Below are 12,567 nucleotides of genomic sequence, written 5' to 3'. Positions count from 1 at the left end.
ATGCCTGCCACTGTAAAAGCAGCTAATCCATGTGGACCTACTGTATAGGCGATGGCGCCTGCAAAGAGTGGACCAAAGGCAAAGCCAGAACTACCGCCAATGGCAAAGGTACCCATGGCCTTACCCTTTTTGCCACCACCGAGGCGGTTCATAATCTTCGCGCCTTCTGGATGGAAGATAGAGGAACCTACACCAGCTAAGGTGGCGCAAACAAGGAGGCTTTCATAAGAGGTAACAAAGCCCATCATACCTGTACTACAGGCGGATAATAAAACACCAAAGGCAATGAGCCGTGGCTGATTGATCTTGTCTGAAATATAGCCTAGTAATGGCTGTAATAATGACGATAATGCTGTATTAGCTAAAATAAGAAAACCTGCTTGCTCCAAACTCAGTCCATAGGTATAAATGAACAGTGGCAAGAGGGCAGGCAATACACTTTGACAAGAGTCATTAATCATATGACTCAATGTGATGAGATAAGGGTAATATTTTTTCATAGTGGTGTCCCCTTGAGTCTATTTAATAGCAGAAATTATATCTTGTGTATATTATAACTCATAAAGTTACCAAAGTATTGATAAATATAGATTAATTATATAGGTAACAATAGAGTTATATAAGTTGTTGAGTCAATATAGATACAAAAAAAGCGCTAACCATAGTTAGCGCTTTATATAGTTTAGTTGGCAGAGAAGAACAGAATAGAGCCATTTATTCGCTTAGTTGCTAGCTTTGTGAGCGCTTGTATTCACAAAGGGGCAAGAAAGGGGCAGGCCTTATCTGTTACGGCTATTAAGTTTCTCTACAATATCGTTTTTCATATGTTGCGTTACATGCGTGTAAATGCTTAACGTAGTAGCAGGGTCATTGTGGCCAACTCGTTGCATGATAGCCTTTAATGGTATACCTAACTCGGCCAATATGCTTATGTGAGTATGCCTAAAGATATGAGTTGTTAAATGTTTACCCTCTATGTGTACCTGCTTTAATAGCTTATTGATGTATTGCATGTCATAGGGGTTGCCACGTTTTGCCGTAAATATATAGCCCTGTTCCTCGTAGCCCTTAAACCATAATGATTGGCGTTTATTATCTGTTATGATCGAGTTTAGTATTTTAACGCATCGAGCATCTAGGGTTACATCTCTCACAGAGTATATATTCTTTGGAGTACCTCGCTTTATATCGCTACCGTTTTTATAAAAGTACTGTAATGTACCGTTTATATTAATGGTAGCTTTTTTTTCGTCATAATCACAATAGCGTAATGCTAATAACTCGCCAATGCGTAAACCTGTTAAGCTCATAAATTCGATGAGCAGGGCTACTCTAGGCGCTAGCTTTGTGAGTTGAGAGAGTACGCTTTTAAGTTCGACCGCATCAAGGAATTTGTTTTGTTTTTTAGCTATCTCGGTATGCGTAAACGGCTTTTTCTTAACGCTGATATCTTCTATCTCGTGGATATCTTGTATTATCCGTCTACGTTTTGCATGGCGGAATATTGCCCGTACTGTTGTGAGTATCGACTTAGCATAATAATAGGATAGCTCCTCTTTGTAATACACGTTATGTATCATGTTTTCAATCATGATAGGCGTTATTTTCACAAGAGGAATACTAGTATCAATATAGGTAAAAATCTTTTTAACGTGTAGCGTATGGTTAATATGGGTAGCTATCTTTACCGTAGGTTCGGTATGTTCTAGCCATAATTGAGCCACCTCGTACATCGTGATATTAGGATCTAAATGTAATTGCTTAATGACATCTTTAATTTTGTTTTGCAGTTCTATGCTCGCCTGCTTGCGTGCATAGGTGCTGTTACTGTTTAGCGTTATAGCTACTTTACGAGTTTCGCCATTCGGCAACTCGTAACGCTCACAATACTTATAGCGTGTACCCTTGCTATTTGTGAGTGTTTCTACCCACATAATGAACCGCCTTTCTATATTGGCGGAAAATAATTTACCACGGGATAAAATCTATATTAACTGTTGGCCAATCGAGTATTTGCGCCCATTCTATTAGAGCATTCTCTTTACTAAATTTATCTAATTCACGGCTGATACTTTCTCGAATGGTTTGGAATAAGTCATTCTTTAGTATTGTAGGTAGACCGTCAATAATGCTTTTTACTTTTATTTGTGTTTCCGCATCATCTATGGCTTTAAAGTCGAAAACGATTTTATCATAGTTACCATCGTTTACTAATTTGCCTACAGCGTTAAACTCCTCGCTAAATCTTTCTATTCCCGTATCGATATTTAAGAATAAAGTGCAATGTATTTCCATTGATCGTGCGTTATCTTTATCCGTAGCATCTTTTTTATAGCCTCTTACATTAAGGTCAAAAACTTTAGGCGTTATATCTACAGGCGCATAAACGAATAAATCGGTAGGAGTTACTTTTAAATACCTGCATAGTTTATCCATTGTATCAAGTTGAATACCTTTAGAGTGGTTTTCGCATAATGCTGAAATCGTAGTTCTAGCGATACCTGTATCATTAGCTAGCTTACTTATACGAATATTATTTTCCGCTAAGATTACTTTTAAATTATGTTTAATCATATAATCACCTCGGTTATAATGTAGCACATACAATGCAAAAATTCAATATTTTATGAAAAATGCTCTTGATTTTAACATTTATAAATGCTATATTTTATGTGTAAATGACGTGTATGCACTACAAAAATAAGAAAAGAGGTGAAAATATGGGAAAATATAATATTTTGAAAAGCTATATTGTGCGTGCAGGATATACCCAATCGGGGCTAGCATCTCAAATCGATATGTCTAGAAGTAGCATGACATTAAAGATTAATAATAAAAGCCCGTTTACTGCCGATGATATGGCTAAGATTAGAGATGTCTTATCTGAAAAGTTAGGATATACGCTAACAATAGATGAGTTATTTTTCTAAGGCGTATCACCGCATCATATTGTGAGTGAATGTGATCCATATAGTTTTTAATCATATAATCACACTCTACCCATTATGGGTTGCATCGCTCACAAGGTAGGGGGCTTTACAGGTACTCCTAAACGGTTTGATGTGAGAGGGTCATTCGAGCCTCGATACTCATCTAGTAACGTAATATTTTATAATGCGTTTCGGTTTCGAAATGTGGCCATATATTATTATGGGAAAATTGAAATTGATGCGGGTATTGTGAATGCTACCATAGATAAAAATATTCTTAGGTATAATCATCAAGACGATGCTCAAAACGCCCGTACAGGCTAAATAAATGAATTGTTTTTCTCGGGGAAAGGACAAATTTGTATGCAACAGCTAGAAACAACACAATTTACAGTAACGCCAATCATGGCACAGCCTAAACAACTGACATTACTGTTTAACCTATCTCGTACAGCGGTAGGGAAATTTATTAATGAGATGCTACTCACAGAAGAGTTTAAAGCAGGCGTAACACGCATTAGCCATAATCTAACTCTTGTGAATGTAGAGCTATTTATGGAATTTCTAAAGTCTAAAGATATGGAAAGTTTAAAATAGGGGGCAATCATGAACGGGGAAACGTTAAACACATTAGTGAGTATTAAATGCGAAATGTCTTACTTAAATGAACTATTAGGGCGCACAGATATGCTAATCGGTGATTGTACAAATACACTCACAGGCCTAGAAAAGAAAGGTAACGCATTATGCGGAGATGAGTTAACGCCTACAGTAAACCACCTAGATATTTACGGAGCGTATTTATCAGAACTTATTTTTGATGCTGTGAATAACGTACAAAAACAGATAGATACCATAATTGAATTGGAGCGATCATATGGAAAATAGGCAAAATAAAAGCGCCCATGATGGGGGTAACATCATGAGCGTGGAAAAGCGAGGTACCTCTAGCCACTCACAAGGCGATAAAGGCGACCTTTGTCATTATTATAATATACCGCTTGAAATGCGTAAATACTGTAATTGGCTCGTGAGAAAAGGCAAGATACCATACAGCCCGATAACGCATAAGCAGGGGAATAGCCAAAGCGTATGCGGTACATTTAAGCAAGCTATAGATGCCCTCAAAACGGGGCAATATGACGGGCTAGGCTTTCATTTTGACGGTACGCCATTTACAGGGATAGACCTAGATCATCATGTAGAAAATGGTGCGCTTGATGAGTTGGCCATGCAGGTATTTATTGAATGCGCATCGTATACAGAGTACAGCCCCTCGGGTACAGGGTTACATATCATTGTGAAAGGTGATACCCCTCAAAGCGTTAAAAATAGCCCTCTAGGGTTCGAGATGTATTCACAAGGGCGATACTTTACCATGACGGGAAACAGAGTGCAGGGCGTAGCAGATTGTGAGTATATTCCATATCGGCAAGATGCTATACAAACGCTATTTGATACCTTTTCTATCGATAATGTAGATAATGGCCAAAGCGATGCAGGCGATGCGCTTAATGGTATTAGCCTAGAGCCTGTATATCTAGAAATAGAATTATTAGGCGTAATTAACCGCATCAAGAACAGCAGGCAAGGCGATAAATTCACAAAGCTATTTGATGAGGGCGACCTTTCCGACTATGGGGGAGACGCCTCACGAGCTGATGCGGGTTTACTTTCAATCTTATATATGTGGTGCAGGGGCGATGCACAAAAGATGCACGATATCTTTTGTCTTTCCGCCTTGGCGAAACGGGATAAATGGCAAGTAGGCAATACAGGACATAACCCGATGTATTATAGGGTACTCACAATACGCCACGTTATAGCGCATTTAGACCGTAGGCGTAAAGAGGCGGATATACTAGCACAACAGGAATTTATCAGTAGTTTTTATGATTAGGGGGATATATGGGGAAAAACGTTAAAGCGGATACATGGGAGTTTACCAATGAAAAAGGTACGATACTCCCTAAAAAGTTAGGCGAATATATTAAGGGGCGTTACAATATCGTACACATTAAACAAACGGATACTATGAACCGCAATGAGGCGCTCACAACGCCGTTATACAGCTATAATCCCTTGTATGGCGTATACGAGGCGTTAGATGTGAACGGAGATGCGCCTCTACATAACATGATTTTTAATATTACCGATGATATAGAAATACCCTCGGGGAAAATGAGCGAGACTTTAAAATACATTAAGGCCACCGCTCCCGTACTGCCCTTTATCGATACTAACATTATCGCATTTAAGAATGCGCTGTATGATGTGGAAAATGATGCGGTGCTAGAGAAAGACCATAGCATAGTAACTACAACACGCATGACAAACGTTGAGTATAACCCCGACAAAGTAGAGCATGATCAGCTAGATACTTTTATGTTTAATCTATTCGGTGGCCAAGAAGATGATGCGGACATGATGCGGTTTATATACGAGGTAGTAGGCTATTGTCTTGTGAATAATACATTCGCTCAAAAGTTCTTTATCTTGTATGGCGAGGGCGGGAATGGGAAAAGCTCATTCCTGCAACTACTCACAAGCCTATTAACTGAAAGTAATGTATCCAATATTGCACTAATTGATATAGGGGCGAGCCAATTTAGGCTAGCCGAGATTGTTGGTAAATATGCTAATATCGGCGATGATATCGAGAGTACGGCCATTTTAAATACAGCTAGTTTAAAGAAAATTGTAACAGGCGATACCATTATCGTAGAGCCTAAACATCTAAAGCCGTACAGCTATAAACCCCATGCAAAACTTTTCTTTAGTTGTAATTCGATACCTCGTATATATGATAACTCTACAGGTATGAAAGATAGGCTTGTGATTATTCCTATGACTAACCGTATTCGTAATACTGCTATTGCTACGCCTCATATTGTGAGAGAAATTATAAAGAGCGGAGGCCTAACTGTATTACTTAACAGAGCCTTAGAGGGCTTACGGCGTTTACGCTCACAAGGTGCATTTACTGAACCGCCTAGAGTAACAGCCCTTACCGCATCATACATTAAAGAGAACGATCAAGTAGCTCAATTCTTAGATGATATCGATAACGGAGAGGTACAAATAACACCTGTATACGGTTCTGCATTGGGCTGTGATGAGGATATCAATATATTGGTATCTACAAAGGACGTATTTGCTAGAGATTTATATTTGATATATCAGAATTGGGCTAAAGAAAGCGGGTATAAGTCATTAGGTAAGCATGAATTTAGTAAGCGCATGAAAGCACTAGGTTATATCAATGAGAGAACAGTTAGAGGGAAAGCAAGCACAAAGCCATATAAAGCATGGCAACTTGTAACCGAAAATTAGTACTTGTAACTAAAATGTAACCAATTTTGTAACTAAAAAACACTCACAAAAGCCCCTATTTTACTGCATGTAACTTTTGTAACCTATTTTACAAACAATATTATAAATAAATAAATATAAATATATATATAATTTGTTGAAAAAAGTGGTTACAAAAGTTACAAGAGCCTCCTATGTTTGCATGGGTTATCAGAGAATAACAAAAAGTGTAACTAAATTATGGTTAAAAGTCGTTACAATGTAACTTCTCTCACCTCAATTTTTACAAAATGGGGCTTGTGAATGATAGAAAGGATATATAGACATGCTGAAAGATGAAAGAGTTCATAATTTTATTTGCGATGATTACGCTAGATACTGCTTTGTAGAATACTCTTCGCTAACTGATGTTAATGCAATAGCGAAACGATTAGATGCACAATTAAGCAATATTGAGATGCAGGTAACGCCTATCCCTGTGAGAGGTGAAATTCGGTATTTAGTATCCCTTAAAAAGTACTAGAAAGGAAATATACAGATGAGTACAACAGGAGAGCGCTTTATAGATGACTACGAAGAGGCTATAAAATACTTTAGTGGCACGCATATGCGTGGTATTATTCATCAAATTAAAACCATGATAAACAGTACAGTACCTTATAGCGTGTATGCTTGCGTGGCTGATCCAAAGCAACTAACCATATTGAGCCATGTTATAGCGTTATTAAATGAAAAGAACCTATCACAAGAAATAACAATGACAGTAAAACCCGAGCGAGGTGGCTATTTTATTGAGGTACACCCGATACAGTTTAGTGAATGGTAGGGGGCGCATATTATGGAGAAATGGAAAATAGAGCGTATTGATCGTACACGGTGGCTCGTAGAGTTGTACTTTAATAATATTCCTAAGATGCCTCAAACGATTACTCTCACAAAAGTGTATAACCGAAAGCCAACAGAGGAAGAAATAGAGTACGCTTATACCGAGTGGTACAATGGTTTTACAATGGAAAAATAAATATTTATGATGTCTATCCGTTAATAGCATATAGATAAGTCAAATGTTAATAGGTTCTTTCAGCGATTTTTGATAGTAGGCGGTGGCCGAGACCCCAAGAAATGCCTAGATTTGGGATTTTCGATACACTTGCTAGATAAAAGGTACTGTGAATGGTGATTAATGTCAGAGGTCATGCAGGCGCAATGCTTGCCTCTTTGTGAATTAAATTTATTAGTTGAATGTAGGGGGCTGTATGAATGCAAAAGAGTATAGGGCGTACCGTGAGGAGCAGGAGTATCTAAGGGAAAAGAACCGCAAAATTGCCCCTGTGAGCGCTGTTTATACTGCCCCTAGTACGATAACCATTAATGATGATAAAGCTACCTCTAAAGGGATAATTAGAGCTACGCTAAATGGGTATAGTAAACTCAATGCAGAGATTGAAAAGCTACGGGATAGCATTCACAATTACAAGGTTAATGCAGGCGTGGCTAAGTATGGCGATACTGCTGTACAGGTTAATCAAAAGCACGATATATCAGATACGATCGTAACGCTAGAAGATAGGCAGAGTAAATTTGCTAAGCTCGTACTTATAGAAATGTGGTTATATGATACGTTGTACCACCTGCAGGGCTTACGCTTTGAGGATATAATGTATATAATAGAGGTGTATCTACGGGGTAGGGGAGAACCCTCACGAGGTAAAACACACCGCATCATAGGAGTAATACTCGAAAAGGGGATAGAGCTACCTACCGTGGAACAGGCAAAACTAACTATAAATGAGAATGGCAGAGAGTAGCCTACACCACCACACAACAACACAGAAATTATAATTATTCCGATAAATTCGTATAAAACAATCAAAATATACATAAAATTACGGCTCAAATATACATGCGTTTGAGTAATGTTTAATTATCCGTATGGTTAAGCCATTCTTGTGAAAAATTACTTCCGTATTTACTACCAATAAGCATACATTATCGGAAGTAATGAAAAATTGATAACTAAAACGCATAGGATAGCAGGAGATGCGATAAGCGTTTATTGAGAATTAAGCCCCTCACCGTTACATGGTGCAGGGGTTTTCTTATGCCCTTGTGAATGATGCGGAGTTGTTGTCAAAAGTTGACATCATTTTATTAAGTTGAGTTATTTTGATAAGGAAAGATAAGGTTAATAAAAGTTAAGGTTATTTTTATATAATGCTCAAGTGTTTGATGACATATGATGACGTTATTTTTATAGAGGGGTGTATATAATTGTTAAGGAATGTTAAGGTTTTTCTATTAACATATCCAAACATATAAAAGCCCCTCTTAATGTTGATCAGCATCAAGAGAGGGCTAGAGGTGATTATATGGAGTTGGAGTATTTCCCGAGTTTTCCGACCCCATAAAAAGGGGCAAGAAAAGAGGGTATTATGCTAAGCGAGGCTAGTATTTCCTTATATTTCGAATGCCCTAAAAAGGGGGCAGAAAAGGGGCAGAACGGGTAAATTATGACGTTGTCATACGATATCTAGGAACACCGATAAAGCAGATAAACCCTAATAAAAAACGCCCTATGATAGCATACGCAATCATAGAGCAACGCTTGAAAAGTTGGCAGAGGAGGAGGGATTTGAACCCCCGCGCCGGTTGCCCGACCTACCGCATTTCGAGTGCGGACCCTTCAGCCTCTTGGGTACTCCTCCGTGCTTTACGGCGCTCTTTAAAGAAGTCTTTCATAATTTGGCTGCATTCATCACCAAGCACACCAGATGCTAGTTTTGGTTCATGATTTAAACCAGGATGAGAGAGCACATTGAATAGCGATTCCACGGCGCCTCCTTTGTAATCACTTGCACCATATACAACACGGTCTATACGACTGTTAATAATGGCTCCAGCGCACATCGGACACGGCTCTATCGTAACATACAGGGTACAACCAGTCAACCGCCAGCGCTTGAGTACATCGCATGCTTCGCGGATTACGAGGACCTCTGCATGAGCCGTTGCATCATGATCGAGTTCACGACGATTGTGATGGCGTGAAATGATAGTATTATCTTTTACGAGAATGGCACCGATAGGAATTTCTCCAAGTTCATAAGCCTTGCGCGCTTCTTCCATAGCGATGGACATAAAATATTCGTCCCGTGTTCGTTCATCCATATTTTCAATATCTACAGTAATGTCTTTTGTCATTGGCATACCTCTTCATGTATAATATCTTACATAAAGTCTATCACAGTGTACGCAGTTATGCGAATAGATTATATGGGGGAATTATGGATATTATATGGTATATGTTTGATATGATTGGCACCATTGCCTTTGCTGTATCCGGTGCTCTCGTTGGGGTAGCTCGGAAGATGGATATCTTTGGTATGGCTGTATTGGCGTTGGCTACGGCTATCGGCGGCGGTATTGTACGGGACGTATTGCTCGGTTATTTTCCGCCGAACTCACTGCGAAATGTAGTGTACGTAACGGTTGTTTTAGTAGTAACCGTTATCGTCTTCTTGATTTACAACAGCCGTTACCGTAAGCATGCAATGGGCCCTCGTAGTCGTGCTAGTTATTTATTAGCCGATGCATTAGGGCTAGCATCATTTACCGTAACAGGTGCTTCCGCAGGTTTTAAACTTTATCCAGAGTTGCCTATCTTTATTGTGTTGCTCGGTACAATCACTGCTGTTGGTGGCGGTATTATCCGCGATATGTTGGCGCAACGCATTCCATCTGTTTTGAAAGAGGATGTATATGCATTGCCTAGTATTATTGGGGGTATTGTTTATTATCTTATGGTTACATCTAGTTGGGACAGTATGGCCGTATATGGTGCTTTCACAGTGGTACTCGTTATCCGTCTGTTAGCCATCAAGTACAATTGGAGTCTACCTAAGGTAGGAAAAACCAAGCCAGTTGCGAAATAATAGTCAAATGATATAATTATACTATTGAGCATATGAACATTTCATAAAAGTGTCAGAAAAAGAGAGTATTATAAAACAGTTCATTTCGCGAGTCGGGAGTACTCGCTACACAGAAGGAGATTTGATTTATGACGAATAAATGGTTGAAAGTAGCACTTATGGCAGCAGCCATCGCTACTGGTACATCTATTAAAATTGATGCGGAAACCGTGTTGTACGTACCTCAAGATGATCGCCCTGTAAGCTTACAATATACTGTAGATACAGCTCGCGAAGCAGGTATGACTATATTGACACCACCTCAAAATTTGATTTCTGGTAAGAACTACCAAGGTCAAGCGGATCAAATCATGGCTTGGGTTGAACAAAATGCAGGCCGTGCTGATGTGATGGTATTGAGTACAGATACGCTTATTTATGGTGGTCTTGTAGACTCTCGTAAACATAATATTCCACTTTCTACATTGGAAAGCCGTTTAAAACGCATTGAATCCTTAAAAGCTCGCAACAAAAAAGTACGTATTTATGGCTTCGGTACTGTAATGCGCTCCCCACGTGCTAGTGGTGGCGGCACTGAACCAGCATACTATGCGGAATATGGTCCTACTATCTTCCAAATTGCAGCATTGCAAGATAAATTAGATTCTGGTTCCTTAACACAAGAGGAAACTCAAAAATTGATGAGCCTTCAAGCCTCTGTTCCTGTAGAATACCTACAAGACTGGTTTGATCGCCGTCAAAAGAATATGAAAATTAATAAAGAGTTAATCGATGAAACTCGCAGTGGGGTATTCGATTATTTCGCATTGGGCCATGATGATACATCTCAATTGTCCCAATCTGCATTAGAAGGTCGTTACTTAAGTAAATACTCCAAGGATATTCCTGTTGAAAAATATGGTAGTTTCCCTGGTGCTGACCAACTTGGTTTATTGTTGATGGCTCGTTCTCGTACAGATGAAAGTGCAGAAAAACCAACATTCTCCGTAATTTATCCACTCGGTGGTGGCGGTAAAACATTGCCAGGTTATGAAGACCAAACTATCGATAAAACAATTGCGCAACACGTTGAAGCCGTAGGTGGCACAATGGTGACACAAGGCAAACCAACTGTGTTGTTAGCTGTTAATACACCACTTACTACAAGCACTGGCGAATCTGAAAGCTTTGAGAACTTCCCGATGATTTCTAATTCTACAAATGCTTTTGTAGATCGCATTCAACAAGCTGTTGATTCTGGCGTAAACGTAAGCGTTGCAGATATCGCTTATAACAATGGTGCGGACAATACATTAGTATCTGCTTTGTATAAACGCGATATGTTATATAAAATCGGTGCGTACAATGGTTGGAATACAGCAAGTAATACAGTAGGCTATGCTATTGCTCAAGGCGTATTGCTCAAAACTATGAGCCCAGAAGGTCATCGCAAGATGTTGACGCAACAATACTTAGATAACTGGGCGTACCAAGCAAATATCCGTAAAGATATTTACCGCATGCAAGATTCTATTCGTACAGATAATGTACGTTACTCTGGCGAGTTAAACGAACGTCTTGAAAGCTACTTAGGTGAACGTATTCAAGACTTCGCTGAAAAATATCTCAAAGTCGACCCTCGTACAGTAAAAGCTACATTCCCTTGGGGACGTCTATTCGAAACAGATATCACTATTTACGATAAACCAGTGGTACCTCTCGAAAAAGAATTGCGCTTGAAACGTGAAACAGAGGCAAAAGCAAAAGCTGAAGCGGAAGCTAAGGCTAAAGCAGAAGCAGCAGCTCAAGCAAATGGTCAAGCTGCACCAGCACAACCTGCTCAACCAGCAAAGACTGCAGCTGCTCAAACTACAGCATCTGTAATTCCAGTAGTAAAACAACCGGCTACAACATCTCAAGGTCCACGCCTTGTGCCAACACCAGCAGTTGTACCTGGTCAATAATGAATAGGGAATGGCTATGAAAAAAGCATTTTTACCGGAAATTACTTATATGCGTGGCCTCTGTATGCTCGGTGTAATCGGCATTCACGTAGGTTCTTACGCACTACAAAATCCTTTTGTAAATTTAGAACTCATTAGCGTCTTAGAAATTCTATCGCGCTTTGGGGTACCAGCATTTTTCTTCCTCTCTGCATTTGGATTGTTTTATCATACCTCTGTAGAAGGACCATTCTCATATAAGGAATTTATGCACCGCCGTATTCAGGTGGTGCTATTTCCATATATTACGTGGTCCATATTTTATCTGCTCTACACAGGACTGACGGCGCATAACCTTGGTAATTTACATCCGGGACCATTGGCGGTTAACCTATTATTTGGTACATCTATGTATCATCTGTACTTTATGGTTATCCTTCTATGGTTCTACGTGATGATGCCACTATGGCG

The 12,567-nt window shown here is 39.3% G+C and carries 15 protein-coding genes and 1 tRNA gene; 11 read left to right on the top strand and 5 right to left on the bottom strand.

The genetic code is table 11. From position 1 onward, the window contains the following. From QZ055_RS04805 to QZ055_RS04795, 3 genes are all read right to left on the bottom strand, one after another. A partial coding sequence (locus QZ055_RS04805; protein WP_295824995.1) for an MFS transporter occupies positions 1 to 500 on the bottom strand: 500 nt, incomplete at its 3' end. A gap of 279 nt (positions 501 to 779) precedes the next feature. Next, entirely contained in the window at positions 780 to 1,934 is a 1,155-nt protein-coding gene (locus QZ055_RS04800) for a site-specific integrase (RefSeq protein ID WP_295824993.1), read from the bottom strand. Between the two features lie 34 nt (positions 1,935 to 1,968). Next, entirely contained in the window at positions 1,969 to 2,574 is a 606-nt protein-coding gene (locus QZ055_RS04795; RefSeq protein ID WP_295824991.1) for a helix-turn-helix transcriptional regulator, read from the bottom strand. 146 nt (positions 2,575 to 2,720) lie between these two features. On the opposite strand from QZ055_RS04795, the gene QZ055_RS04790 reads away from it, so the two are divergent. From QZ055_RS04790 to QZ055_RS04755, 8 genes are all read left to right on the top strand, one after another. Continuing rightward, complete coding sequence (locus QZ055_RS04790; protein ID WP_295824989.1) at positions 2,721 to 2,930, top strand: helix-turn-helix transcriptional regulator; 210 nt, start codon at positions 2,721 to 2,723, stop codon at positions 2,928 to 2,930. Positions 2,931 to 3,293: 363 nt separating this feature from the next. Next, entirely contained in the window at positions 3,294 to 3,527 is a 234-nt protein-coding gene (locus QZ055_RS04785; protein ID WP_295824987.1) for a hypothetical protein, read from the top strand. Positions 3,528 to 3,536: 9 nt separating this feature from the next. Then, complete coding sequence (locus QZ055_RS04780) at positions 3,537 to 3,818, top strand: hypothetical protein (RefSeq protein WP_295824985.1); 282 nt, start codon at positions 3,537 to 3,539, stop codon at positions 3,816 to 3,818. Further along, a complete protein-coding gene (locus QZ055_RS04775; RefSeq protein WP_295824983.1) occupies positions 3,808 to 4,830 on the top strand; it encodes a hypothetical protein in 1,023 nt (340 codons plus the stop codon). Before QZ055_RS04780 ends, QZ055_RS04775 begins: the two co-directional genes overlap by 11 nt. Before the next feature lie 8 nt (positions 4,831 to 4,838). Continuing rightward, positions 4,839 to 6,263, top strand: a complete 1,425-nt coding sequence (locus tag QZ055_RS04770; protein WP_295824982.1) for a phage/plasmid primase, P4 family — start codon at positions 4,839 to 4,841, stop codon at positions 6,261 to 6,263. Positions 6,264 to 6,780: 517 nt separating this feature from the next. After that, complete coding sequence (locus tag QZ055_RS04765) at positions 6,781 to 7,068, top strand: hypothetical protein (RefSeq protein WP_295824979.1); 288 nt, start codon at positions 6,781 to 6,783, stop codon at positions 7,066 to 7,068. Positions 7,069 to 7,080: 12 nt separating this feature from the next. Next, a complete protein-coding gene (locus tag QZ055_RS04760; RefSeq protein WP_295824978.1) occupies positions 7,081 to 7,263 on the top strand; it encodes a hypothetical protein in 183 nt (60 codons plus the stop codon). Positions 7,264 to 7,498: 235 nt separating this feature from the next. Beyond that, positions 7,499 to 8,050 carry a hypothetical protein gene (locus QZ055_RS04755; protein WP_295824976.1) on the top strand — a complete coding sequence of 184 codons (552 nt, stop codon included), beginning with the start codon at positions 7,499 to 7,501 and terminating at the stop codon, positions 8,048 to 8,050. Between the two features lie 806 nt (positions 8,051 to 8,856). Here the strand turns inward: QZ055_RS04755 and QZ055_RS04750 are convergent. Both QZ055_RS04750 and tadA read right to left on the bottom strand, forming a co-directional pair. Beyond that, positions 8,857 to 8,947, bottom strand: a tRNA-Ser gene (locus QZ055_RS04750). Continuing rightward, complete coding sequence (gene tadA, locus QZ055_RS04745) at positions 8,901 to 9,443, bottom strand: tRNA adenosine(34) deaminase TadA (protein WP_295824997.1); 543 nt, start codon at positions 9,441 to 9,443, stop codon at positions 8,901 to 8,903. The genes QZ055_RS04750 and tadA overlap by 47 nt, the downstream gene beginning before the upstream one ends. Before the next feature lie 83 nt (positions 9,444 to 9,526). Between tadA and QZ055_RS04740 the strand changes: the two genes are divergently transcribed. The 3 genes from QZ055_RS04740 to QZ055_RS04730 form a co-directional block, all read left to right on the top strand. Further along, positions 9,527 to 10,174, top strand: a complete 648-nt coding sequence (locus tag QZ055_RS04740; RefSeq protein WP_295824975.1) for a trimeric intracellular cation channel family protein — start codon at positions 9,527 to 9,529, stop codon at positions 10,172 to 10,174. A 128-nt stretch (positions 10,175 to 10,302) separates the two neighbouring features. Then, complete coding sequence (locus tag QZ055_RS04735; RefSeq protein ID WP_295824973.1) at positions 10,303 to 12,117, top strand: DUF4127 family protein; 1,815 nt, start codon at positions 10,303 to 10,305, stop codon at positions 12,115 to 12,117. A 16-nt stretch (positions 12,118 to 12,133) separates the two neighbouring features. After that, positions 12,134 to 12,567: acyltransferase family protein (locus QZ055_RS04730; protein ID WP_295824971.1), on the top strand; the 434-nt coding region annotated here is incomplete at its 3' end.

This window comes from uncultured Veillonella sp. (genome assembly GCF_905209685.1).
Lineage (GTDB): Bacteria > Bacillota > Negativicutes > Veillonellales > Veillonellaceae > Veillonella.
This window is presented reverse-complemented; position numbering and strand designations above follow the sequence as displayed.